General features: G+C 61.9%; 21 protein-coding genes. 13 read left to right on the plus strand and 8 right to left on the minus strand.

Annotated features, from left to right (window positions below; translation table 11 throughout):
• Nucleotides 1–9: 9 nt before the first annotated feature.
• Nucleotides 10–903, plus strand: coding sequence for a cation diffusion facilitator family transporter (locus tag IB241_RS14365; RefSeq protein WP_192299012.1), 894 nt, complete (start codon nucleotides 10–12; stop codon nucleotides 901–903).
• Here IB241_RS14365 and IB241_RS14370 read toward each other — a convergent pair.
• The gene (locus IB241_RS14370; RefSeq protein WP_192299013.1) at nucleotides 900–1985 is read right to left on the minus strand and encodes a DUF6515 family protein; all 1086 of its coding nucleotides are present in this window, start codon (nucleotides 1983–1985) and stop codon (nucleotides 900–902) included. The two genes, IB241_RS14365 and IB241_RS14370, sit on opposite strands and share 4 nt — an antisense overlap.
• Nucleotides 1986–2400: 415 nt before the next feature.
• Here IB241_RS14370 and IB241_RS14375 point away from each other — a divergent pair, with 415 nt between their 5' ends.
• Both IB241_RS14375 and IB241_RS14380 read left to right on the plus strand, forming a co-directional pair.
• Entirely contained in the window at nucleotides 2401–2880 is a 480-nt protein-coding gene (locus IB241_RS14375; RefSeq protein WP_017735654.1) for an Lrp/AsnC family transcriptional regulator, read from the plus strand.
• 196 nt (nucleotides 2881–3076) lie between these two features.
• Nucleotides 3077–3286, plus strand: coding sequence for a DUF2788 domain-containing protein (locus IB241_RS14380; RefSeq protein ID WP_025999909.1), 210 nt, complete (start codon nucleotides 3077–3079; stop codon nucleotides 3284–3286).
• Here IB241_RS14380 and IB241_RS14385 read toward each other — a convergent pair.
• The 4 genes from IB241_RS14385 to IB241_RS14400 all read right to left on the minus strand — a co-directional run bounded on the left by IB241_RS14385 (nucleotide 3281) and on the right by IB241_RS14400 (nucleotide 9758).
• Entirely contained in the window at nucleotides 3281–3916 is a 636-nt protein-coding gene (locus tag IB241_RS14385; protein WP_225595493.1) for a pseudouridine synthase, read from the minus strand. The two genes, IB241_RS14380 and IB241_RS14385, sit on opposite strands and share 6 nt — an antisense overlap.
• A gap of 70 nt (nucleotides 3917–3986) precedes the next feature.
• Nucleotides 3987–5459, minus strand: a complete 1473-nt coding sequence (gene amn / locus IB241_RS14390) for an AMP nucleosidase (RefSeq protein ID WP_192299014.1) — start codon at nucleotides 5457–5459, stop codon at nucleotides 3987–3989.
• Between the two features lie 186 nt (nucleotides 5460–5645).
• Nucleotides 5646–7298: an acyl-CoA dehydrogenase family protein gene (locus IB241_RS14395; protein ID WP_192299015.1), complete on the minus strand. Its 1653-nt coding sequence runs from the start codon at nucleotides 7296–7298 to the stop codon at nucleotides 5646–5648.
• 90 nt (nucleotides 7299–7388) lie between these two features.
• Nucleotides 7389–9758, minus strand: a complete 2370-nt coding sequence (locus IB241_RS14400) for a hybrid sensor histidine kinase/response regulator (RefSeq protein ID WP_192299016.1) — start codon at nucleotides 9756–9758, stop codon at nucleotides 7389–7391.
• A 275-nt stretch (nucleotides 9759–10033) separates the two neighbouring features.
• On the opposite strand from IB241_RS14400, the gene IB241_RS14405 reads away from it, so the two are divergent.
• The 4 genes from IB241_RS14405 (at nucleotide 10034) to IB241_RS14420 (ending at nucleotide 13569) form a co-directional block, all read left to right on the plus strand.
• Nucleotides 10034–10831 carry a hydroxymethylpyrimidine/phosphomethylpyrimidine kinase gene (locus tag IB241_RS14405; RefSeq protein ID WP_192299017.1) on the plus strand — a complete coding sequence of 266 codons (798 nt, stop codon included), beginning with the start codon at nucleotides 10034–10036 and terminating at the stop codon, nucleotides 10829–10831.
• 18 nt (nucleotides 10832–10849) lie between these two features.
• Nucleotides 10850–11476: a thiamine phosphate synthase gene (gene thiE / locus IB241_RS14410; protein ID WP_192299018.1), complete on the plus strand. Its 627-nt coding sequence runs from the start codon at nucleotides 10850–10852 to the stop codon at nucleotides 11474–11476.
• A 29-nt stretch (nucleotides 11477–11505) separates the two neighbouring features.
• Nucleotides 11506–12789, plus strand: coding sequence for a glutamate-1-semialdehyde 2,1-aminomutase (gene hemL / locus IB241_RS14415; RefSeq protein WP_192299019.1), 1284 nt, complete (start codon nucleotides 11506–11508; stop codon nucleotides 12787–12789).
• 225 nt (nucleotides 12790–13014) lie between these two features.
• On the plus strand, nucleotides 13015–13569 hold the full coding sequence (locus IB241_RS14420; protein WP_192299020.1) for a tetratricopeptide repeat protein: 555 nt from the start codon (nucleotides 13015–13017) through the stop codon (nucleotides 13567–13569).
• A 128-nt stretch (nucleotides 13570–13697) separates the two neighbouring features.
• Here IB241_RS14420 and IB241_RS14425 read toward each other — a convergent pair whose 3' ends face one another.
• Complete coding sequence (locus IB241_RS14425) at nucleotides 13698–14024, minus strand: DUF1820 family protein (RefSeq protein WP_017735645.1); 327 nt, start codon at nucleotides 14022–14024, stop codon at nucleotides 13698–13700.
• Nucleotides 14025–14155: 131 nt separating this feature from the next.
• On the opposite strand from IB241_RS14425, the gene miaB reads away from it, so the two are divergent.
• From miaB to lnt, 5 genes are all read left to right on the plus strand, one after another.
• A complete protein-coding gene (gene miaB / locus IB241_RS14430; protein ID WP_192299021.1) occupies nucleotides 14156–15484 on the plus strand; it encodes a tRNA (N6-isopentenyl adenosine(37)-C2)-methylthiotransferase MiaB in 1329 nt (442 codons plus the stop codon).
• Between the two features lie 237 nt (nucleotides 15485–15721).
• Entirely contained in the window at nucleotides 15722–16726 is a 1005-nt protein-coding gene (locus tag IB241_RS14435; protein WP_192299022.1) for a PhoH family protein, read from the plus strand.
• The gene (ybeY, locus tag IB241_RS14440) at nucleotides 16719–17177 is read left to right on the plus strand and encodes an rRNA maturation RNase YbeY (RefSeq protein ID WP_017735642.1); all 459 of its coding nucleotides are present in this window, start codon (nucleotides 16719–16721) and stop codon (nucleotides 17175–17177) included. The genes IB241_RS14435 and ybeY overlap by 8 nt, the downstream gene beginning before the upstream one ends.
• 42 nt (nucleotides 17178–17219) lie before the next feature.
• A complete protein-coding gene (locus IB241_RS14445; protein ID WP_017528925.1) occupies nucleotides 17220–18059 on the plus strand; it encodes an HlyC/CorC family transporter in 840 nt (279 codons plus the stop codon).
• A gap of 8 nt (nucleotides 18060–18067) precedes the next feature.
• Nucleotides 18068–19591, plus strand: a complete 1524-nt coding sequence (lnt, locus tag IB241_RS14450) for an apolipoprotein N-acyltransferase (RefSeq protein ID WP_192299023.1) — start codon at nucleotides 18068–18070, stop codon at nucleotides 19589–19591.
• Between the two features lie 144 nt (nucleotides 19592–19735).
• Here the strand turns inward: lnt and IB241_RS14455 are convergent, their stop codons facing one another.
• Together IB241_RS14455 and IB241_RS14460 are read right to left on the minus strand one after the other, a co-directional pair.
• On the minus strand, nucleotides 19736–20497 hold the full coding sequence (locus IB241_RS14455; RefSeq protein ID WP_192299024.1) for a YdcF family protein: 762 nt from the start codon (nucleotides 20495–20497) through the stop codon (nucleotides 19736–19738).
• A gap of 97 nt (nucleotides 20498–20594) precedes the next feature.
• Nucleotides 20595–20912, minus strand: a complete 318-nt coding sequence (locus IB241_RS14460; protein ID WP_192299025.1) for a hypothetical protein — start codon at nucleotides 20910–20912, stop codon at nucleotides 20595–20597.
• A 262-nt stretch (nucleotides 20913–21174) separates the two neighbouring features.
• Here IB241_RS14460 and leuS point away from each other — a divergent pair, with 262 nt between their 5' ends.
• Nucleotides 21175–23781, plus strand: a complete 2607-nt coding sequence (gene leuS / locus IB241_RS14465; protein ID WP_192299026.1) for a leucine--tRNA ligase — start codon at nucleotides 21175–21177, stop codon at nucleotides 23779–23781.
• The last annotated feature ends 15 nt before the right edge of the window (nucleotides 23782–23796 follow it).

Consider the following 23796-nt stretch of genomic DNA (forward strand, 5'->3'; position numbering starts at 1 on the left):
GATCCGCCTATGACCAGCAGTCCCGAACACGCCAGGCTTCTGCGCCTGGCTACCCGCGCCTCGGTGGGCGTGGCGTGTGCGTTGATTATCACCAAGGCCATCGCCTGGTGGCTCAGCGGCTCGGTGAGCATGCTCGCCGGGTTGACCGATTCGTTGCTGGACGGGGTGACCTCACTGCTGAACCTGCTCGCGGTGCATTACGCCCTGCGCCCGGCCGATGACGATCACCGTTACGGCCATGGCAAGGCCGAATCACTGGCAGGCATGGCCCAGGCGTTGTTTATCGGCGGCAGTGCGGTGTTGATTGCGCTGCAGGCGTACGAACGCTTGCAGCACCCGGAACCGGTCGGTGCGCCGTGGTTGAGCATTGGGGTGATCATCTTTTCCCTGCTGCTGACCGTGGCCTTGCTGATGCTGCAACACCGGGTCGTGCGCGAAACCGGCTCCAACGCGGTGCGCGCCGACTCGCTGCACTATCGCTCGGACTTGTTGCTCAATGGCAGCATCCTGGTGGCCCTGGGGCTCGCGGCGTTTGGCTACCACCAGGTGGATGCCTGGTTTGGCTTGGGCATCGCTGTTTATATCCTGTGGAGCGCCATCCATATCGCCCGGGAAAGTTTTGCGGTGTTGATGGATGAAGAGCTGCCGCCGGACGTCAGCCAGCACATGCTGGAACTGGCCCGTGGCGTGCCGGGGGTGTTGGGCGCGCATGACTTGCGCACGCGCATTTCGGGCAACCACTGGTTTGTGCAGTTGCACCTGGAGTTGCCGGGGGAGTTGACCTTGTCCGTGGCCCACGCCATCAGCGACAGGGCCGCCGATGCCATTCACGACGCCTACCCGCGTGCCGAAGTGCTGGTGCACGCCGACCCGCGGGAAGTGGTCACCGGCACCAAGGCCTAGTACTGCACCTGATAGCCGCGACTGCTCAGGCAGTTGCCCTGGGCCTGGCGGTAGGTTTGCACCACCGCCGGGTCGGGGGCATAGGTGACTTGCTGTGGATCAAAGCCGCTTTGCTGCACGGCCCAGCGGTAACAGTCATAGCCGTCCTGCTGCACCTGGGCCGGTGACTGGCCGTTGGCGGGATACGCCACCACGTCATACCCGTTGCCCTGGGGCGCCGGCTGGGCGACCGGGACTTCGGTCGGCGGTTGCACCACCACATACTGCTGGGTGCTGCTTTCATAGGTGTAGTAGGCACCGGCCGCGAGGAAGAACAACGCGCTGCCCACCCACACTTCCCGCGCATAGTCCGGCAGATATTGCACGCGGATGCCGTAAGGCGGCGTCACCACCACGTAGCGCGGGCCTTGCGGGCGATACCAGTAACCCCCGGAGAAGAAATAGTCCTGGCCACGGTAAGGCACGCGGTAGTGGCGGTCGGGAAAGCGGTCGATGACATACCCCGGGCGATGCTGCGGGCCTGGGCCCCAGCCATTGCCGTGGCCATCGGGACGGCCGGGCCAATGGTTATCGCCAGGCCGGTTATTGTTGTAACCACCGCCGTTGTAACCCGGACGCGACCCGGGGCCGCCGGCCTCCCAGTGTGGGTTGCCGTCGTTGCGGCGAGGGATGTCGCGGTAATTGCCCTGACGCGGTTCCTGGGTCTGGCGCACGGTATCGGGGCGGCTCTGGATCGGCAGGTTGTTCGACGGCTGTGGCTGCGGCTGTTGCACCGGCCGGCTCGGTTCATTGCCCGGCTGACGACCTTGCCAGTGGTCGTTCTGGCCACTGTGCTGTTCAAAATGCGGATTCTGTTGGCGCGGCTGATTGTTCTCTGGCCGTGGCTGGTTATTCTCCGGCCGTGGCGCATTGTTCTGCGGGCGTGGCGGTTCATTGCCCGGCTGTCGGCCGCCACCCTGGCCGCGCTCATGCTGGCCACCGCCTTCAGGGCGCGGTGTGTTATCACGCTCGTCGGCCATCACGTTGGCGCCCACGGCGACCATCAGCAAACCTACACCTGTCAAACGCCAGATGCGCTTCATGCTATTCCTCACTGCGGATTGGGGCCTGTCCATGAGACTGGAAAAGCGCGGCCCGGTTCTGAGACAGGTTATCAGTCACGAGAACTATTTTCGTGGGCAAAAGAAAAGGGGTGACCCGTCGGCCACCCCTTGAGAACTTCGTCCGTGCTCAACGCTTTTGACGTTGGCTCACCTCACGCCGTCTTGTGGACAGTGTGCAGCCTGGAGGCCAACTCAACCCTGCTGGGGTGGTGGCCGCAGCGGGCCTGATTGGGCGAGCTGCTTTGGACTGTTGTCCAGGCGGTGATTCTGTTGATAAAGATACCTGCTAGTGCCCGGCAGATGATTGCGAAGATTGCGTCAATAAACAGTGCTTGCGCAATTTTTAACCCTTCATGGATAATTCACCGCAATAGTTACGACAAAGGCCAACCCAATGAGCAAGCTTGACCGATACGACCTGAGTATTTTGGCGGAATTGCAGCGCGACGCGAGGATCTCCAACCAGGAGTTGGCCGAACGCATCGGCTTGTCGCCTTCGCCGTGCTCGCGCCGGGTCAAGCAGTTGGAAGACGACGGCTACATCGCCCGCCAGGTCGCCCTGCTCGACCGCAAGATGCTTGGCCTTAGCCTTACGGCCTACGTTCTGATCGGCATGGACCGACACACACCGGAGCGTTTCGAGAACTTCGAGGCGGCGATCCGCACCCTGCCCCAGGTGCTGGAATGCAGCTTGGTCACCGGGATGGATGCCGACTATCAGTTGAAGGTGGTGGTGCCGGACATGGATCACTATCAGAAACTGCTGCTGGGGCATCTCACCCGCATCGACGGCGTGACCAGCGTGCGTTCCAGCTTTGTGCTGAACCAAGTGCTCAATAGCACTGAGTTGCCGCTGACTCACCTGAGAACCTGAGATCACCACTAAACAAATGTGGGAGCTGGCTTGCCTGCGATGCAGGCAACTCGGTGTGTCAGCAAAACCGAGGTGATGCTATCGCAGGCAAGCCAGCTCCCACATTTTGACCGCGCTCGACGCAGATCAATGTAGTGCCTGCGCCCCTGCCTTATACTCCGCGCCTGCCTTTGTCGGAAATGCCCCCATGAACAACATCGACCCCGCCCTGTTTGAAGAATGGATGATGACCGGCCTGGTCACGATCCTGATCATTTTCATGGGTTTTATCGTCTGGGACCTGGCGAAGAAATCCAAGGCCGGACGCTTTGGCTCGTTCATCCTGTTTTTCGTACTGGGCCTGGGCGTGGCCGCGTTCATCATCAAGAGCGTGGTGATAGGCCTGATCGAGTCCGGCGCCCTATAGGCGCGCCGGCACTGCCTTCCATTGGCCTTGATCCAGGCCGTCGATCGACCAATCGCCAATTCGTACACGCACCAGACGCAACGTGGGCAAGCCCACCGCTGCGGTCATACGTCGAACCTGACGATTTCTCCCTTCACGAATCACCAATTCCAGCCACGTCGTGGGCACGCTTTTGCGAAAGCGTACCGGCGGGTTGCGCGGCCATAATTCGGGCTCGTCCAACTGCCGGGCTTGGGCAGGCAAGGTCATGCCGTCATTGAGTTCCACGCCGTCGCGCAAGCGTTGCAGTTGCTCGGTGGTCGGCTCGCCTTCCACTTGCACCCAATAGGTTTTCGCCAGTTTGTGCTTGGGGTCGGCAATGCGCGCCTGCAACTGGCCGTCATTGGTCAGCAGCAGCAAACCTTCACTGTCACGGTCGAGGCGGCCCGCCGGGTAAATGCCAGGGATGTCGATAAAATCCTTGAGGGTCGCGCGCCCGCCTTCGTCGCTGAACTGGGTCAGCACGTCGAAGGGTTTATTGAACAGGATCAGCTTCGGCTCGGCCGGTGGCGCCTTGGCGACACGCCGTGCGGCGCAATACGGGGGTTTCACGCCTGGGCGACGCGAATCGGGACGGGTGGGACGGGACATGGCAAGGAACATCTAACGGTCAGGACCGACAATGCTAGTGGCCTGACCGTTAAATGACCATCCCAACCGCTTAGCGGAACGGCGGCTCGTCAAAGCTGCGCAGTTTGCGCGAGTGCAGTGAGTTGAGTTCGGTGCGCAGCAAATCCACCGCGGCGATGCCGATCTTCAAGTGCTGGCTGACTGCACGCTCATAAAACGCGTTGGCCGAACCCGGTAGCTTGATTTCGCTGTGTAGCGGTTTGTCCGATACGCACAGCAGGGTGCCGTACGGAACCCGCAAGCGATAACCCTGGGCGGCAATGGTGCCGCTTTCCATGTCCACGGCAACGGCGCGGGACAGGTTGATCAGCGGCCGTTCCTGGGCCCAGCGCAGTTCCCAGTTGCGGTCGTCGTAGGTCAGTACGGTGCCGGTGCGCAGGCGTTTTTTCAGCTCTTCGCCTTTTTCGCCAGTGACATTGGCCGCCGCTTGTTGCAGCGCCATTTGCACCTCGGCCAGGGCCGGGATCGGAATGTTCGGCGGCACCACACGATCGAGAATCCCGTCGCGGCGCATATAGGCGTGGGCCAATACGTAGTCGCCGATGGTCTGGGATTGGCGCAGGCCGCCGCAGTGGCCGATCATCAGCCAGCAATGCGGACGCAGCACGGCAAGGTGGTCGGTGATGTTCTTGGCGTTGGACGGGCCGACGCCGATGTTCACCAGGGTCACCCCGTGGCCGTCGCTGGCCTGCAGGTGATAGGCCGGCATCTGATAGCGGTGCCAGACCACGCCTGCGGCAATCGCCGACGCTTCGCCATGGTCCATGGCCTTGTCGATCACCACGTTGCCCGGCAGCACCATGCGGATAAAACGCGGGTCGCTGCGCAATTGTTCCAGGCCATGCAGGATGAACTGGTCAACGTAGCGGTGGTAGTTGGTCAGCAGGATCCACGGCTGCACATGGCGCCAGTCGCTGCCGGTGTAGTGCACCAGTCGGCGCAGGGAGAAGTCCACGCGGGCCGCATCGAACAGTGCCAACGGCAGCGGGTCGGTGTTTTCCCAATCGTAGAGGCCATCGGCGATGCCATCGGTGGCGGCCGACAGGTCGGTGCTCGGGAACACGCGGGCCAGGGTCGCGGCAGTCACGCCGGAGCCGGCCAGTTCGTCGCCCTGCTCCACCACGTACGGGTACGGGATGTTCTGCTCGCTGACGCCCACTTCCACCGTCACGGTGAAGTCGTGCATCAGCGGCACCAGTTGCTCCAGCAGGTACTTACGGAACGCGGCGGGATGGGTCACGGTGACGCTGTAGGTTCCAGGCAACTGGACCTTGGCGTACGCCCGGGTCGTCTGTGGGACTTCGCCGTGGCAGTGGTAGGTCAGGCGCAGTTCCGGGTAGCGAAACAGCGCGCGTTGTTCGGCGTCGGGTTCGACGCGGTCCTTGAGGTATTGCTTGAGGGCTCTGTTGAGTGCGCCGGTAGCACGCTCATGCAGGGCCGCCAGCCGGTCCACGGCTTCTTCGGCGGATTGAACGACAACAAAAGCTTCGGTCACGGTAAGCATCCTGTGTTCTGACGTGCAGGCCTTTATCTTGCCTGTATCCCAGCCCTACTGAAACAGCGCAATTGGAATGTGATTAATAATGTGGGAGCGGGCTTGCTCGCGAATGCAGTGGATCAGCTACTGAATAGGTGACTGATACACCGCATTCGCGAGCAAGCCCGCTCCCACAATTTTGACCGAGTGCTGTCAGAGAGATTGGGGGGTGGAGCGGGCGACGATGGCTTCCACATCCACCCCACGCGGCAAGGTGCCATACACCCGCCCGGACGACTCACCCAACCGGCTGGCAATAAACCCGTCACTGACCGCCGCATTCCCCGCCTCCAGCAACAACTTGGCCTGCAACGCCACGGCGATGTCCTCGGTCAGTTGCCGCGCACGGTACTGAATGTCCTGGGTGTCCATGAACGCCGCTTTCAATTGTTCAACATGCCGCGCCAACAATTTATCGCCATGCCCATCCCCCAGTTCGACGAACAGCGCCTCCAACACTCCCGGCTCCTTCGACAACGCACGCAACACGTCCAGGCACTGCACGTTGCCGGAACCTTCCCACGTTGAATTCACCGGCGCCTCACGGTACAGACGCGGCAGGATACTGTCCTCGACATACCCGGCACCGCCCATGCATTCGGCTGCTTCGTTGATCATCGCCGGCGCACGCTTGCAGATCCAATACTTGCCCACCGCCGTCACCAGCCGGGCGAACTTGGCTTCCCGCGCATCATCCAGATGATCCAGCGCGCCGCCCATGCGCATGCTCAACGCCAGCGCGGCTTCGCTTTCCAGGGCCAGGTCGGCGAGCACGTTTTGCATCAGCGGTTGCTCGCTGAGCAGGCGGCCACCCACCGTACGATGGGCGCAATGATGGCTGGCCTGGGTCAGCGCCTGGCGCATCAGCGCGCTGGAACCGACCATGCAATCGAAACGGGTCATGGCGACCATTTCGATGATGGTCGGTACGCCACGACCTTCTTCGCCGACCATCCAGGCCAGGGCGCCGCGAAACTCCACTTCGCTGGAGGCGTTGGAGCAGTTGCCAAGTTTGTTCTTCAGGCGTTGGATGTAAAACTCGTTGCGCGTGTCATCCGGACGGTGCCGGGGCAGTAGGAAACAGGTAAGCCCCTTGTCGGTCTGGGCCAAGGTCAGGAACCCATCGCACATCGGCGCGGAGCAGAACCACTTATGACCCACCAGTTCATACGCCTGGCCAGGACCACCGGCGCCCACCGGGTAGGCGCGGGTGGTGTTGGCGCGCACATCGGTGCCCCCCTGTTTCTCGGTCATGGCCATGCCGATGGTGGCACCGCCTTTGTGGGCGATACCGACGTTGCGCGGGTCGTATTCGGTGTTGAGGATTTTCGGTAACCAGATGTCAGCCAAGTCCGGCTGCAAGCGCAGGGCCGGGACACAGGCGAAGGTCATGGTCAGCGGGCAACCGGTGCCCGCTTCGGCCTGGCTATGCAGGTAGGTCAAGCCAGCGCGGGCCACATGGGCGCCGGGCTGCGGGTGTGCCCACGGCAGCGACGGCAGGCCATGCTCGACGGCGGTGCGCATAAGTTCGTGGTACGCCGGATGAAACGCCACAGTGTCGATGCGATGGCCATAACGGTCATGGCTGCTGAACTCCGGCTTGTGCTGATTCGCCAGGAAACCGGCCGCCATCAGTGGTCCACCGGCCAGCGCGCCGTAGGCATCCAGGCGCGTCTCTGCCCAGCCGGCGCCGAAACGGCGCGACCAGTCTTGCAGGGGCAGGTCGATGCGATACAGGTTGGTGCCGTCCAGGGAGGGCGGCTGGTTGGTGACGTCGTGGGTTTCGGCGAATTGATGCAGGTTCATGACGGGCCTCCTGGAAAAAAGGCCACGGTCATCAGCGGCCTGAATTTCAGTTAAGCACCGGCTCTGCGCTTAAAAAAGTGGCATAGGCGCCTAATGTCCGGCGCTTTCGCCCTCGACCTGGCACAGCACACGACGCTCCAGCACCGCTTGCAACGCGTCGAAACGCACCGGCTTGCCCAGCTGGTCGGTGATGCCGATGCCATGGCAACGCTCGCGGTCCGACACATTCAACGACGTGCTCAGCGCAATCACCGGCAATTCACCGCAACCGGGCAGTGCTCGAATCTGACAGCACAACGAGAAACCGCCTTCAGGCACATCCAACAATACCGCATCGAAGCTGTCCGCCTGCAAGGCCGCCAATGCCGCCGCGCCGGTGTCCACGGTTTTGACCCGGTAGCCGAGCTTGAGCAGCATGCCACGCACCGCCAGTTGGCCGACGCTGTTGTCGTCCACCAGCAGTACCGTGCAGTCCTGCGGGCAGCGCTGGCGGTCGGGCGCTTTTTTCGGTTCGGACGGCACCGGGCTGACCTCCACCTCCAACTGGAAGCGGCTACCCTTGCGCGGCTCGGAATGATGGGTCAGGCGCCCGCCCAGCAACTCAGTCAACTGTCGGCAGATCGCCAGGCCAATGCCCAGGCCGCCGTACTCACGGGTGGTCGAACCGTCGAGCTGGAAGAAGCGCTGGTACAGCGTGGCCTCGTCAAGAAAGGCAAAACCGATGCCGGTGTCGGTGACGATAAAGCTCAAGTGCAACGCGCCGCTGCTATCCGGCACGCCGACCACGCGCAGACGCACGGCGCCCTGGTGGGTGAACTTGAAGGCGTTGTCCAGCAGGCAACCCAGGCACTGGGTCAGTTTGTCGGCATCGCCGAGCACTCGGTCCGGCAGTTCATCGGCCACATCAATCGAAAACTCCAGGCCCTTGCCCTGGGCGCTGGCGTTGAATTGCTGACGCAGGGTGTCGAGTACACCGCGCAGGCTGAACACCTGCGGCTGGGCGCTCAGGCGCCCGGCTTGCAGTTCGGTGAGGGTGAGGATGCCGTTGACCATGCGCATCATGTCCCGCGCCGAACCGGCGGCGGTTTGCTGGTAATGCGCGAGGTCGTCGCCCAGGGGCACGGTCTGCATCAGTTCGAGGGAGCCGATCACCCCATTCATGGGGGTGCGCAATTCGTGGGTCAGGGTGGCGAGGAACTCGTCCTTGAGCCGGTTGCTGCGGGCCAGTTGCTGGTTGAGCACTTCGAGTTTCTGGCTGGCATCGAACAGGATCTGCGCTTGCTGCTCACGCATGCCGTTGATGCGATCCGCCAGGGCCAGGGACAGCAGCGCCACTTCGATGGCCGAGCCGATCTGGCTGGCGTACATGGTCAGGAAGATGTTGGGCAGGTAACCCAGCACCATCATCGTGTTGACCACCCCGCCGAGCAGGAACGCCGACCAGGCGATGATGAAATAGCGCGCCATGCGTTGGCCACACAGCCAGGCCTTGATCGCGGCAATAAAGATGGTCACGGTGAACACCAGCGCCAAGCCGGTGGCCAGGCGCAGGGCCACGGCGTAGCTGGTCAGCAGGGCCAGCGCCATCACCAGCGCGCCACAGGCGGCCAGCGCCAGCAAGATCCGGTCAAGCCAGCGACTGTGCTGGGCGGTGTGCAGGAAGCTGCGCGCAAACAGGCTGCCGAACAGCGCGGCCGACCCGATCAGAAACGGCACCGCGGCATTCGTCCACCACGGGCTGTCCGGCCAGAAGTACTCCACGGCCACGCCATTGACCGACAACTGGTACAGGCCGAACGAGGCGATATAGAGGATGTAATAGAGGTAGCTGGTGTCGCGCACGCTCAGGTAGATGAACAGGTTGTAGATCAGCATCCCCAGCAGCACACCGTAGATCGCGCCGAGGACATAGAGGCGCAGCGGTTGTTCTTCCAGGTAGGCGGTGCCGGCCCAGAGGGTCAGGGGGGCCTGGATCGAACCTTCACTTTGCAGGCGCAGGTAGAGGGTTTCCTGCTGGTCGGGCACGAAGTTGAGCTTGAACAGGTAGTTGCTCTGGCGCACTTCACGGCTGGAAAACGGCAGCGCACTGCCGGTGCGGGTGCTCAGGCGGTAGGCGCCGGTGCTGTCGCGCTGGTACAGGTCCAGGTGGTTGAGCGGCGGGTAGGCCAACTCCAGAAACCACGTACGCGGCGCGCGCGGGTCCTTGGCTTGATAATGCAGGTCGACCTTGAGCCAGAACACCGAGCGCGAGTAACCGGCATTCAGGGTGGCTTTGTCATGGGGCTTGAACTGTGCGGCGTAGGCGGGGGAGCTGACCTCGGCGATAGTGAGGGCATCGGTGGGGTCTTCAAGGACTTGCATCACTCGGCCCAGGGGCAGGCTTCGCGTGTCCTGGTTGAACCCGATGGCGTTGGCGAACAGCGGCAGCCCGCACAACAGTAGAATGAAAAAATAGCGCATAGAGCCCCAGCGTGGCCTGTCCGGTTAGTCAAAAGCCCCCCATTCCTTTTGAGAAGACGTATACCGGCGATACTGTTAGTAATTTGGATCCACTCTAGCATAGCCGCTAAAGGCCATTGGACACCATGTAATTAATTTTTACGGAGGCTCTAGCACGGGCCTTTCGGCGCGTTTTATCCGGCAAGGCCAGCGCCAGAAAAGCGTCATTAGCGCAGCAAAATTCAGCCATCGCCAGACAGCCACGCAAAAAGCGTTTGGTGGTAAGCTCGCGCACCATGAATATCTACAGCTCTCGCCCCGTTGTCCTCTGTCTCTCCGGCCATGACCCCAGTGGTGGCGCCGGCCTGCAGGCAGATATCGAAGCCCTGCTCGCCCAGGGTTGCCATGCGGCTCCGGCCGTCACCGCCTTGACCGTGCAGAACACGGTCAATGTCAGCGACTTCCGCGTACTCGACCGCGAGTGGGTGTTGGCCCAGGCCAATGCCGTGCTTGGCGACTCCGAAGTCGCGGCGGTCAAGCTGGGCATGCTCGGCTCCACCGCGATGGTCGACACCGTGGTCGAGCTGCTCCAGGCGCACCCGCACCTGCCAGTGGTGTGCGACCCGGTGCTGCGCGCCGGTGGCGGCGGCAGCCTGGGCAAGGACGAGGTCGGTTATGCGATGCGCGAGCGTTTGTTCCCGCTGTCGCTGATCGCCACGCCGAACCTGCCTGAAGCCCGCATCCTCGCCGAGTTGCCCGAAGGTACGGCGGATGAATGCGCCGCGAAGCTATTGCCGTTTATCAAGCACCTGCTGATCACCGGCGGCCATGGCGATGAGCATGAAGTACACAACCGCCTATATAGCCGTGATGGCACGCAGCAGACCTTTACCTGCCAGCGTCTGCCGGGCAGTTATCACGGTTCGGGCTGTACGCTTGCGAGTGCACTGAGTGGGCGGATTGCCCAGGGCGAAGGTTTGGTCAGTGCCGTGCAATCGGCCCTCAACTACACTTGGCGCACCCTGCGTGACGCCGAACAACTCGGCCAGGGCCAGTTCGTACCGCGCCGATTGCCGCTGGATTTCTGCTCGTAAGACCAAGGAACCTGCCCGATGAAACTACGTGGCCTTTATGCCATTACCGACAGCCAACTGTTGGCCGGCAAATTCCTCGCCTACGTCGAAGCGGCGTTGGACGGTGGCGTGACCCTGCTGCAGTACCGCGACAAAAGCAGCGACGAAGCCCGCCGCCTGCGTGAAGCGGAAAAGCTGCGCGAACTGTGCTCGCGCTACAAGACCCAGTTGATCATCAACGACGACGCCGAACTGGCCGCGCGCCTGGGCGTCGGCGTGCACCTGGGCCAGACCGACGGCCCGCTGACTCCGGCCCGTGCGCTGCTCGGTTCCAAGGCGATCATCGGCGCCACCTGCCACGGCCAGATCGAACTGGCCGAGCAGGCCGCCAAAGAAGGCGCGAGTTATGTCGCCTTCGGCCGCTTCTTCAATTCCAACACCAAGCCCGGCGCCCCGGCGGCCACCGTTGAAATGCTGGCCCAGGCCCGCGCGCGGTTGCAGGTGCCGATCTGCGTGATCGGCGGCATTACCCTGGAGAACGCCGAACCGCTGGTGGCCCACGGTGCCGACCTGCTGGCGGTGGTCCACGGCCTGTTCGGTGCCGACAGCACCCAGGAAGTGACACGCCGCGCCCGCGCCTTCAACACCCTTCTGCGCCTTAAATAGAAAGCAATTCTGACTTCAGAGAGCCCATCATGTCCCGTTCCGAAACGCTGTTTGCCAATGCCCAGAAGCACATCCCCGGCGGTGTGAACTCCCCCGTGCGTGCGTTCAAGAGCGTGGGCGGCACGCCGTTGTTCTTCAAGCATGCCGAAGGCGCCTACGTCACCGACGAAGATGACAAGCGCTATGTGGACTACGTCGGTTCCTGGGGGCCGATGATCCTCGGCCACAGCCACCCGGACGTGCTCGACGCAGTGCGCCAGCAACTGCAACACGGCCTGTCCTACGGCGCGCCGACGGCGATGGAAACCGAGATGGCCGACCTGGTCTGCTCGATCGTGCCGTCGATGGAAATGGTGCGTATGGTCAGCTCCGGCACCGAAGCGACCATGAGCGCAATCCGCCTGGCCCGTGGTTTCACCGGCCGCGACAGCATCATCAAGTTCGAAGGCTGCTACCACGGCCACTCCGACAGCCTGCTGGTCAAGGCCGGTTCCGGCCTGCTGACCCAAGGCGTGCCAAGCTCGGCCGGCGTGCCGGCGGCGTTCGCCAAACACACCCTGACCCTGCCGTTCAACGACATCGCTGCGGTCGAGCAGATGCTCAGTGAAGTGGGCCAGGACGTGGCGTGCATCATCGTTGAGCCGGTCGCCGGCAACATGAACTGCGTACCGCCGGCGCCGGGCTTCCTCGAAGGCCTGCGCGAGCAGTGCGACAAGCACGGCGTCGTGCTGATCTTCGACGAAGTGATGACCGGCTTCCGCGTGGCCCTCGGCGGCGCACAGGCGTACTACGGCGTCACACCAGACCTGAGCACCTTCGGCAAGATCATTGGTGGCGGCATGCCTGTCGGCTGCTTCGGTGGCAAGCGCGAAATCATGCAGCACATCGCACCGCTGGGTCCGGTGTACCAGGCGGGCACGTTGTCCGGTAACCCGCTGGCGATGGCGGCCGGCCTGACCACCTTGCGCCTGATCAGCCGCCCGGGCTTCCACGCCGAGCTGACCGACTACACCACCCGCCTGCTCGACGGCCTGCAACAACGCGCCGACGCTGCCGGTATCCCGTTCGTTACCACACAGGCAGGCGGCATGTTCGGCCTGTACTTCAGCGGTGCCGACGACATCGTCACCTTTGACGATGTGATGGGCAGCGACGCCGGCCTGTTCAAGCGCTTCTTCCACCTGATGCTGGAAGGCGGCGTATACCTGGCGCCGAGTGCATTCGAAGCCGGCTTCACTTCGATCGCCCATGGCGAAGCCGAGCTGAAACTGACCCTGGATGCCGCCGAGCGTGCCTTCGCTGCCTTGAAATAAGCCGATGCATCGCCTGACGCCGCCCCCGGTGGCGTCAGATTTGCTACTTTGCTTACAGACATTTCCTTGTTTTTTCGAGAAATCACCTGCAATCCGGCAGATAACTTGCCCAACCAGCAGAAAAACGAGTAAAGACTTTGTAAGCAGAGGCCTGCTTATTTCATAATGCGCGCTTATTGGATCCCGCGAGGGTCCGCGTGCCCCGTCAGAGGTAAGTCGATTCCCATGAAACGCACCGGCCGCACCCTGGTTCTGGGCTGCCTGTTGCTCCTTCAGCCGCTGCTGGCACATGCACAAGCAGGCGGCAACTCGTTGTTAATCCCAGCGATGGGTCGTTGCACCCTCAATACCCAGCCAGACAGCCAGGCCGAAGCCCTGAGCGCGTGTCAGAAACAGGCCGACGGCGGGGATGCGCAGGCGCAATACGAGTTGGGCGAGTATTACCATGACAGCAAGAACCCCGCCCGCGACCTCAACAAAGCCTTGAGCTACTTCGAGAAAGCCTCGTTGCAGGGCCATGCCGAAGCCCAATTCAAGCTGGGCACCATGTTCTTCCACGGCGAAGGCGTACCGGCCAACAACGTCCAGGCGTATATCGTGCTGAAGATGGCCGCGGTCAACGGTGCCGAAGATGCGCTGGACACGGCCGACGAAGTGGCCGAGCACATGCAGCGTGATGAATTGGAAGTGGCGACCCAGGTGCTGGGGCAGATCTTCCGCAATTATCTGCAGGAATTGCAGAGTGCAGACGGGCGTTCGCCTTTCTCACCCCTCCCCTGAATCTTCAGTGCTTTTGAAGGCCTCTTCGCGAGCAAGCCCGCTCCCACATTTAATTGCATTCCAAATTTGGAACTCGGTCGAATGTGGGAGCGGGCTTGCTCGCGAAGGGAGCGACGCGGTCTAACGCCCTACTTCTCAGGCATCGGCATCGGAAACGGCATCACATTGCCCATCCCCCGCGCCTCACTGATCTTCGGCGTACCCAAACGCTCGACTTCATCGATGCGCACAATCGAATGCATCGGCACAAAGCTGCGCACCACACCTTCGAATTGCGCCTTGAGCTTCTCTTCGCCCGGATCGACGACCAACTGGGTGCGCTCGCCAAAGACGAACTCTTCCACCTCCAGGAATCCCCACAGATCGCTCTGATAGATCTGCTTGGCGTACATTTCGAACACCTGGCCCTGATTGAGGAAAATCACCTTATAGATTGGAGCTTCACGTTTGGTCATGGTGGGCGAACAACACATCGGGGATATAAAAGAGGGCGCGAACTATAGCATGGCACCCGATGCACAACGCTAGGAACCAATGGGCATGCCCCCTATAATGCGCGGTTCTTTACCACCAGTTGACGATTCCCATGGCCAAGAAGCTTTACATCGAAACCCACGGTTGCCAGATGAACGAGTACGACAGCTCGCGCATGGTCGATCTGCTGGGCGAACACCAGGCCCTGGAAGTCACCGCCCGCGCCGAAGATGCCGACGTGATCCTGCTCAATACCTGCTCGATCCGTGAGCGGGCCCAGGACCGCGTGTACTCCCAGCTGGGCCGCTGGCGCGAATTGAAACTGGCCAACCCGGACATGGTGATCGCCGTCGGCGGTTGCGTGGCCAGCCAGGAAGGCGCGGCGATTCGCGATCGCGCGCCCTATGTCGATGTGGTCTTCGGCCCGCAAACCCTGCACCGCCTGCCGGAAATGATCGACGCCGCGCGCTTCACCAAGCTGCCGCAGGTGGACGTGTCGTTCCCTGAAATCGAAAAATTCGACCACTTGCCCGAGCCGCGTATCGACGGGCCGAGCGCCTATGTGTCGGTGATGGAAGGTTGCAGCAAGTACTGCACCTTCTGCGTGGTGCCTTACACCCGTGGTGAAGAAGTCAGCCGGCCGTTTGACGATGTGCTGTCGGAAATCATCCACCTCGCCGAAAACGGCGTGCGTGAAGTGACCCTGCTCGGCCAGAACGTCAACGGCTATCGCGGCCTGACCGACGACGGCCGCCTGGCGGACCTGGCGGAGTTGATCCGCGTGGTCGCCGCCGTGGACGGTATCGAGCGCATTCGCTACACCACCTCGCACCCGCTGGAGTTTTCCGACAGCCTGATCCAGGCCCACGCCGAAGTGCCGGAGCTGGTCAAACACCTGCATTTGCCGGTGCAATCGGGCTCGGACCGCATTCTCGCGGCGATGAAACGCAACCACACCGCGCTGGAGTACAAATCCAAACTGCGCAAATTGCGTGCGGCGGTGCCGGGTATCTGCATCAGTTCGGACTTTATCGTCGGCTTCCCCGGCGAGACCGAGAAAGACTTCCAGCAGACCATGAAGCTGATCGAAGACGTCGGTTTCGACTTTTCCTACTCGTTCGTCTACAGCCAGCGCCCCGGCACACCGGCGGCCGACTTGCTGGACGAGACCCCGGAAGCGCTGAAAAAAGAACGCTTGAATGCATTGCAGCACCGCTTGAACCAGCAAGGGTTCGAGATCAGCCGACAAATGGTCGGGTCGGTCCAGCGCATCCTGGTTACCGACTACTCCAAGAAAGACCCAGGCGAGCTGCAAGGCCGCACCGAGAACAACCGGATCGTCAACTTCCGCTGCGACAACCCGACCTTGATCGGCCAGTTCGCCGATGTGCACATCGACGCGGCGCAACCGCACTCGCTGCGGGGCTCGTTGATCAACTGATCGCAAAAACCTGAAGACCAATGAAGCTCAAATGTGGGAGCTGGCTTGCCTGCGATAGCGATGCAACAGCCAACCTCTATTTTGGATGTGCCGGCCTCATCGCAGGCAAGCCAGCTCCCACAAAGGTTCTTCATTGTTCTGGAGAGTGGGGTCAGTCCATTTAAGTGCTTTCGCACACAGGCAGCTGGCGTTATTCTCTCTTTCAACTCAACAGCCAAAGGGCGGCTAAAAGCGACCTTGAACGCACCCATAGCAGAACCCCATCGTTTTATCCTCGAGCCGTTTGAGGCTCGTCGTTTCGCCAATCTGTGCGGACAGTTCGACGAGCACCTGCGCCTGATCGAACAACGCCTGAGCATCGAGATCCGCAACCGCGGCAATCAATTCGAACTCATTGGTGAAACCCAGCACACCACGTCTGCGGAAAACCTGCTGCGCCGCCTCTACCGCGAAACCAAAGGTAGCGAGCTGTCGCCGGAAACCGTGCACCTGTACCTGCAGGAATCGGCCGTGCAAGACCTGGCCAACAACCCTGTGGCCGAAGCCAGCGTGGCCCTGCGTACCAAAAAAGGCATGATTCGCCCGCGCGGCTTGAATCAGCAGAAGTACGTCAAGGAAATCCTCGGCAACGACATCAACTTCGGCATCGGCCCCGCCGGTACGGGCAAGACCTACCTCGCCGTGGCGTGTGCGGTCGACGCCCTGGAGCGCGAGCAAGTGCGCCGCATCCTACTGGTACGCCCGGCGGTCGAAGCCGGCGAGAAGCTCGGTTTCCTGCCTGGCGACCTCGCACAAAAGATCGACCCGTACCTGCGCCCGCTCTACGACGCGCTGTACGAGATGCTTGGCTTTGAATACGTGGCCAAGCTGATCGAACGCCAAGTCATCGAGATCGCACCGCTCGCGTACATGCGCGGTCGCACCCTGAACAACAGCTTCATCATCCTCGACGAAAGCCAGAACACCACCGTCGAGCAGATGAAGATGTTCCTGACCCGGATCGGTTTCGGCTCCACCGCCGTGATCACGGGCGACATCACCCAGGTCGACCTGCCGAAAGGCACCAAGTCGGGCCTGAGCCAGGTGATCGAGGTGCTCAAGGACGTGCCGGGCATCAGTTTCACCCACTTCATGCCCAAGGACGTGGTCCGCCACCCGTTGGTACAGCGCATTGTCGAAGCCTACGAGCGTTTCGAACACCGTGACGATGGCTTGTCCAGGGATGTTCGCCGCGATGCTTGAGCTAGACCTGCAGCTGGCCACCGAAGCGCCCGCCCCCAGCGAAGAGCAGTTCCGTCAATGGTGTGCCCTGGCCCTGCGCCAGCGCACCGCTGACTCGGAACTGACCATCCGCCTGGTGGACGAGCCCGAAGGCCGCGAACTGAACCACACCTGGCGCCAGAAGGACTACGCGACCAACGTGCTGTCCTTCCCCGCCGACGTACCCGACGAGTTGCTGGACATCCCCCTGCTGGGCGACCTGGTGATCTGCGTCGAAGTCGTCGAGCGCGAGGCCAAGGAACAAGGCAAGGCCCTTGAAGCCCACTGGGCTCATCTGGTCATCCACGGCTGCTTGCATCTCTTGGGTTACGACCATATAGACGATGACGAAGCCGAGGAAATGGAAACACTGGAACAAACGTTGCTTGCTGAATTGGGTCACCCTGACCCCTACGCAGACGACGAAAACTGATCGACACCTAACTGAAACAACAAAGGATTTAGAGTAATCGCTATGAGCGAAGACCGATCGAGCAACGGGCAGAAGTCATGGCTGGGTAAACTGACCCAGGCTTTTGCCCACGAGCCGAAAAACCGCCAGGAGCTGCTGGAGCTGCTGCGCGAGGCCCACCAGAACAAGTTGCTGGACAGCGAAGCGCTGGCCATCGTCGAAGGCGCCATCCAGGTGGCTGACCTGCAAGTACGCGACATCATGGTGCCGCGCTCGCAGATGATCAGCATCAAGGCGACCCAGACCCCACGGGAATTCCTCCCGGCCGTGATCGACTCGGCGCACTCGCGCTACCCGGTGATCGGTGAAAGCCATGACGACGTCATGGGCGTCCTGCTGGCCAAGGACCTGCTGCCGCTGATCCTCAAGGAGAACGGCGACAGCTTCAACATCAAGGACCTGCTGCGCCCGGCCACCTTCGTGCCGGAATCCAAGCGCCTGAACGTGTTGCTGCGTGAGTTCCGCGCCAACCACAACCACATGGCCATCGTGATCGACGAATACGGTGGCGTGGCGGGCCTGGTGACCATCGAAGACGTGCTGGAACAGATCGTCGGCGACATCGAAGACGAACACGACGTCGAAGAAGACAGCTACATCAAGCCGCTGCCCAGCGGTGATTTCCTGATCAAGGCGCTGACACCGATCGAAAACTTCAACGAGTTCTTCGACAGCGAATTCTCCGACGATGAGTTCGACACCGTTGGCGGCCTGGTGATGAATGCGTTTGGCCACCTGCCAAAACGCAACGAGACCACCGAGATCGGCGCGTACCGCTTCCGCATCCTTAATGCGGACAGTCGTCGTATCCACTTGATCCGCTTGACCCCTATTGCCCGCTAAGGACTGACATGCGCCGTCTCACCGCACCCGGCTGGCCCGGTAACCTGCTGGCCGTGGTGGCCGGCGCCATCACTACCCTGGCGCTGGCGCCGTTCGATCTGTGGCCGTTTGCGCTGATCGCCGTCGGATTGTTCTATATCGGCCTGCGGGAACTGAGCCCACGCCAGGCCTTGGGCCGTGGCTGGTGTTTCGGTTTCGGCCTGTTTGGTGCCGGCACCAGTTGGATCTACTACAGCATCCACCATTTCGGCGGCGCCTCGGTGCTGCTGGCTGGCTTCCTGATGCTGCTGTTTACCGCCGCCATCGCCCTGTTCTTCGCCCTGCCCGCCTGGCTGTGGGCCCGCTGGCTGCGCCGCAATGAAGCACCGCTGGCCGATGCCCTGACCTTTGCTGCATTGTGGGTCGGCCAGGAAGCGTTTCGTGGCTGGTTCCTCACCGGTTTCCCGTGGTTGTACTCCGGCTACAGTCAACTCGACGGTCCGCTGACCGGCCTCGCGCCGTTGGGCGGGATGTGGCTGATCTCCTTCGCCCTGGCGCTGACTGCCGCCGTGCTGTGCAACTTGCCGCGCCTGTTGGCGAGCAAGCGCAACGCCTTTATCGGCGCGGGCCTGGTCTTGCTGGTTGCGCCGTGGGCCATCGGCCTGGCCCTCAAGCATCACGCCTGGACCTCGCCGTCCGGCGCACCGTTGAGCGTCGCCGCGATCCAGGGCAACGTCGCACAGAGCATGAAGTGGGACCCGGAACAGCTCAACGCGCAGCTGGCGCTGTACCGCGACATGAGCTTCGCCTCCAAGCGCGTCGACTTGCTGATCTGGCCGGAAACCGCAGTGCCAGTGCTCAAGGAGTCGGTTGAAGGCTATCTGGGGATGATGGGCAAGTTTGCCGCGGACCGGCATACCGCGCTGATCACCGGCGTGCCGATCCGCCAGGAAGTGCATCACCAGAAGCGCTACTTCAACGGCATCACCGTGGTGGGCGAAGGTGATGGCACCTACCTGAAACAAAAACTCGTGCCGTTCGGCGAATACGTGCCGCTGCAAGACATGCTGCGCGGGCTGATCGCGTTCTTCGACTTGCCGATGTCGGACTTCGCCCGAGGCCCGGCCGATCAGGCAATGTTGCAGGCCAAGGGTTATCAGATCGCACCGTTCATTTGCTACGAAGTGGTGTACCCGGAGTTTGCCGCCGGCCTCTCGGCACAGAGCGATTTGCTCCTGACGATCAGCAATGACACGTGGTTCGGCACGTCCATCGGCCCCTTGCAACACCTGCAAATGGCGCAGATGCGTGCGCTGGAAGCCGGCCGCTGGATGATCCGCGCCACCAACAACGGCGTGACCGGCCTGATCAACCCCTACGGGCAGATCACCGAGCAGATCCCACAGTTCGAGCGCGGCATTCTTTACGGTGAAGTGGTGCCGATGCACAACCTCACGCCGTACCTGCAATGGCGGTCGTGGCCGTTGATCATTGTGTGTGTACTGCTGTTTGGCTGGGCGCTGCTGGCCGCAAGAATGGCCAAGACGGTCTAAACGACAACACAAAACCCATGTGGGAACGGGCTTGTGTGGGAGCGGCGGTGCGACTTGCTCGCGAAGGCGGCGTGTCAGTCAACACATCTGATACTGATCCACCGCATTCGCGAGCAAGCCCGCTCCCACATTTGTCCTGCGGTGCTACTTATAAAACAATCGATAACCTACCTGCCCCACTGCCTCATTGATCAACTGCCCGCTGCGCCATACCGACACGAACTCCGGCATCCAGCCACCGAGCGGCCGGGAGTTGTCCACCCCCAGAAAGCCGACCGGCCCGGGCACCACGGTGAAACCGGCCTTCTCAAAGCTCCACACCGAACGCGGCATGTGCCACGCCTGAGTCACCACCACCACGCGCTTGATGCCTTGGGGCAATAGAATCTCGGCACTCATCTGCGCATTCTCCCAGGTGGTGCGGCTGCGCTCTTCCTTCCAACGCACCGTCACACCGAAGTCGTCACGCATCGACACCGCCATCAACTCGGCCTCACTGGGCGGCGTGCCGTAGTGCAGCCCGCCGCTGGTCAGCACCGGCAACCCCGACGCCTTGGCCAGGCGCGCCGCATAGCGCTGGCGCTCAAGCCCGACGCCGGTCGGCTGGTCGGTGCCCCACGCCGGATCGCCGCGCTCACGCCCCGAACCCAGCACCACAATGGCATCCGCACGCTGGGCCAGGGTCGACCAGTCTTCCTGCGCCAAAGGCGGCTCCGTCTCCAGGGCCCGGGCGCCCCACTCCACCATCACCGGCAGGCTGATCAGCCACATGCCGCCAAACCCAAGGGCAAAGCACACGCCAGCCAGGCGCGGGCGGCTGCGGCGAAACCACCAGGCAAGTGCGAGCAGCAGCAAGAAAATGCCGGGCGGCAACAACAATTGTTTAATGAAATAACGAAAAGGCATCGGGCATCTCCAAAGATGCCCGAAGCCTAGATGCAACGGGATTTAGCGACAATCTTTACCAGCACATTTTGAGAAGGTTAACGGATAACGCTGTGCTTCACTTGCACCGTACGGCCCGGCGCTTTTCCGGGCCGCGGGCGGTGGGCAAGTCTTTCAGCCAAATCACCTTAGCCGAGCGCGAGGGCTCCTGGGCTGGCGGGGAGGCCTGCCCAAGTGCTGCGCGGTGGTGATTGGACTCCAGGTAAACCTTGATCAATTCAAGCTCTGCCTGGCTCAAGCCACGCAACTCCAGCTCCTGAGGCCGCTCATCACACAAACGGCCTGCGGTATCTGCTGCATCCAATGCACGACCCAAACGGTCGATCAGTCCTTCGTACAACTGCGGTTTCGTTAAAGTTCGCTGCGATTCAGCCATCCCCTCACCTCATTGAAGAAAGTTCTTGCTCCCCAATAAACAGCGTAGCCCCCGTGGCTGCGCCTGCCCGGTGCCGCGACAGACGGCCAGGCCTGCGCAATCAGGGTTTCCCTCGATAGAGTGGGGTCATGTATGCTACGGCGCTTCCTGTAACTCCACTTCCCGCAGGGTTTGGGCACGGACGCGCCGCTTTTTGGTGTCGATCAACCCCGGCCATGCACCGAAGAGGATTAGGCCACCCCTATTCAGTTCAAAAGTAGCCATGCACGAACAATATCAGCCCCGTGAAATCGAAAATGCCGCCCAAACCTTCTGGGACGAGCAAAAGTCCTTTGAAGTCAGTGAACAGCCAGGCAAGGAGACTTACTACTGCCTATCGATGTTCCCTTACCCCAGCGGCAAGCTACACATGGGGCACGTGCGCAACTACACCATCGGTGACGTGATTTCCCGCTACCAGCGCATGCTCGGTAAAAACGTTCTGCAACCCATGGGTTGGGACGCTTTCGGCATGCCGGCGGAAAATGCCGCGATGAAAAACAACGTGGCCCCCGCCAAGTGGACCTACGAAAACATCGCCTACATGAAGACCCAGCTGCGCAGCCTGGGCCTGGCGGTGGACTGGTCCCGCGAGGTGACCACCTGCAAGCCGGACTACTACCGCTGGGAACAATGGCTGTTCACTCGCCTGTTCGAAAAAGGGGTGATCTACAAAAAGAGCGGTACCGTGAACTGGGACCCGATCGACCAGACCGTACTCGCCAACGAACAGGTGATCGACGGTCGCGGCTGGCGTTCCGGCGCGCTGATCGAAAAGCGCGAAATCCCGATGTACTACTTCAAGATCACCGCCTACGCGGATGAACTGTTGTCGAGCCTCGACGATCTGCCGGGCTGGCCTGAACAGGTCAAGACCATGCAGCGCAACTGGATCGGCAAGTCCAAGGGCATGGAAGTACAGTTCCCGTACAACGTTGATTCGATCGGCGTTGCTGGCGCACTGAAAGTATTCACCACCCGCCCGGACACCCTGATGGGCGCGACCTACGTCGCCGTGGCCGCCGAGCACCCGCTGGCCACCCAGGCGGCACAGAACAACCCTGAGCTGCAGGCGTTCATCGCCGAATGCAAAGGCGGCAGCGTGGCGGAAGCCGACGTCGCTACCCAGGAGAAAAAAGGCCTGCCGACCGGCCTGTTCGTCGAGCACCCGCTGACTGGCGAAAAGCTGCCGGTATGGGTCGCCAACTACGTGCTGATGCACTACGGCGATGGCGCCGTAATGGCAGTGCCGGCTCACGACGAACGCGACTTCGAATTCGCCACCAAGTACGACCTGCCGATCAAATCCGTGGTGCGCACCAGCTCCGGTGACACCAACCCGGCGCCGTGGCAAGACGCCTATGGCGAACACGGCACCCTGATCAACTCCGGCGAGTTCGACGGCCTGGACTTCCAGGGCGCGTTCGACGCCATCGAAGTTGCGCTGATCAAAAAGAACCTGGGCGCCTCGCGCACCCAGTTCCGCCTGCGCGACTGGGGCATCAGCCGTCAGCGCTACTGGGGCTGCCCGATCCCGATCATCCACTGCCAAACCTGCGGTGACGTGCCGGTGCCGGAAGACCAACTGCCGGTCGTCCTGCCCGAAGACGTGGTGCCGGACGGCGCCGGTTCGCCGTTGGCGCGCATGCCTGAGTTCTACGAGTGCAACTGCCCGAAATGCGGCCAGCCTGCCAAGCGTGAAACCGACACCATGGACACCTTCGTCGAGTCCTCGTGGTACTACGCCCGCTACGCCTCGCCGCACTACGAGGGTGGCCTGGTGGAAAAATCCGCAGCCGACCATTGGTTGCCAGTGGACCAGTACATCGGCGGTATCGAACACGCCATCCTCCACCTGCTCTACGCGCGCTTCTTCCACAAGCTGATGCGTGACGAAGGCCTGGTGAGCTCCGACGAGCCGTTCAAGAACCTGCTGACCCAAGGCATGGTGATCGCCGAGACCTACTACCGTCGCGAAGCCAATGGTGCCTACACCTGGTTCAACCCGGCGGACGTCGAGCTGGAGCGTGACAGCAAAGCCAAGGTCATCAGCGCCAAGCTGATCTCGGACGGCCTGCCGGTAGAAATCGGCGGCACCGAGAAGATGGCCAAGTCGAAGAACAACGGCGTCGACCCACAATCGATGATCGACCAGTTCGGCGCCGACACCTGCCGCCTGTTCATGATGTTCGCGTCGCCGCCTGACATGAGCGCCGAATGGTCCGACTCCGGCGTCGAAGGTTCGCATCGTTTCCTCAAGCGCGTCTGGCGCCTGGCGCACGCCCATGTGAGCCAGGGCCTGCCGGGCAAGCTGGACGTTGCGAGCCTGAGCGACGAGCAGAAAGCCGTTCGCCGCAGCACTCACCTGGCCATCCGCCAAGCGAGCCAGGACGTGGGCCAGAACCACAAGTTCAACACCGCCATCGCCCAGGTGATGACGCTGATGAACGTGCTGGAAAAAGCACCACAGGCAACCGAACAGGACCGCGCGCTGGTTCAGGAAGGCCTGGAAACGGTCACCCTGCTGCTGGCGCCGATCACACCGCACATCAGCCATGAGCTGTGGAGCCGTCTGGGCCACAGCGGTGCAGTCATCGATGCCGGCTGGCCAAAGCAGGATGACAGCGCCCTGGTACAGGACACGCTGCAACTGGTGATCCAGGTCAACGGCAAACTGCGTGGCCAGATCGACATGCCGGCCAGCGCCAGTCGCGAAGACGTCGAAGCCGCCGCACGGGTCAACGAGAATGTGCTGCGCTTCACCGAAGGCCTGACGATCCGCAAAGTGATCGTGGTGCCCGGCAAACTGGTCAACATCGTCGCCAGCTAAATCGGATCAGGCGCG

It is taken from the genome of Pseudomonas sp. PDM05 (assembly GCF_014851685.1).
In the GTDB taxonomy this organism is placed as follows: domain Bacteria; phylum Pseudomonadota; class Gammaproteobacteria; order Pseudomonadales; family Pseudomonadaceae; genus Aquipseudomonas.

Bases quoted from the DNA above. Each gene is read 5' to 3' on its own strand.
- IB241_RS14365 (WP_192299012.1), top strand. From the start codon at position 10: ATGACCAGCAGTCCCGAACACGCCAGGCTTCTGCGCCTGGCTACCCGC.
- IB241_RS14370 (WP_192299013.1), bottom strand. From the start codon at position 1,985: ATGAAGCGCATCTGGCGTTTGACAGGTGTAGGTTTGCTGATGGTCGCC.
- IB241_RS14375 (WP_017735654.1), top strand. From the start codon at position 2,401: ATGAGCAAGCTTGACCGATACGACCTGAGTATTTTGGCGGAATTGCAG.
- IB241_RS14385 (WP_225595493.1), bottom strand. From the start codon at position 3,916: ATGTCCCGTCCCACCCGTCCCGATTCGCGTCGCCCAGGCGTGAAACCC.
- amn (WP_192299014.1), bottom strand. From the start codon at position 5,459: ATGCTTACCGTGACCGAAGCTTTTGTTGTCGTTCAATCCGCCGAAGAA.
- IB241_RS14395 (WP_192299015.1), bottom strand. From the start codon at position 7,298: ATGAACCTGCATCAATTCGCCGAAACCCACGACGTCACCAACCAGCCG.
- IB241_RS14400 (WP_192299016.1), bottom strand. From the start codon at position 9,758: ATGCGCTATTTTTTCATTCTACTGTTGTGCGGGCTGCCGCTGTTCGCC.
- IB241_RS14405 (WP_192299017.1), top strand. From the start codon at position 10,034: ATGAATATCTACAGCTCTCGCCCCGTTGTCCTCTGTCTCTCCGGCCAT.
- thiE (WP_192299018.1), top strand. From the start codon at position 10,850: ATGAAACTACGTGGCCTTTATGCCATTACCGACAGCCAACTGTTGGCC.
- hemL (WP_192299019.1), top strand. From the start codon at position 11,506: ATGTCCCGTTCCGAAACGCTGTTTGCCAATGCCCAGAAGCACATCCCC.
- IB241_RS14420 (WP_192299020.1), top strand. From the start codon at position 13,015: ATGAAACGCACCGGCCGCACCCTGGTTCTGGGCTGCCTGTTGCTCCTT.
- IB241_RS14425 (WP_017735645.1), bottom strand. From the start codon at position 14,024: ATGACCAAACGTGAAGCTCCAATCTATAAGGTGATTTTCCTCAATCAG.
- miaB (WP_192299021.1), top strand. From the start codon at position 14,156: ATGGCCAAGAAGCTTTACATCGAAACCCACGGTTGCCAGATGAACGAG.
- ybeY (WP_017735642.1), top strand. From the start codon at position 16,719: ATGCTTGAGCTAGACCTGCAGCTGGCCACCGAAGCGCCCGCCCCCAGC.
- IB241_RS14445 (WP_017528925.1), top strand. From the start codon at position 17,220: ATGAGCGAAGACCGATCGAGCAACGGGCAGAAGTCATGGCTGGGTAAA.
- lnt (WP_192299023.1), top strand. From the start codon at position 18,068: ATGCGCCGTCTCACCGCACCCGGCTGGCCCGGTAACCTGCTGGCCGTG.
- IB241_RS14455 (WP_192299024.1), bottom strand. From the start codon at position 20,497: ATGCCTTTTCGTTATTTCATTAAACAATTGTTGTTGCCGCCCGGCATT.
- IB241_RS14460 (WP_192299025.1), bottom strand. From the start codon at position 20,912: ATGGCTGAATCGCAGCGAACTTTAACGAAACCGCAGTTGTACGAAGGA.
- leuS (WP_192299026.1), top strand. From the start codon at position 21,175: ATGCACGAACAATATCAGCCCCGTGAAATCGAAAATGCCGCCCAAACC.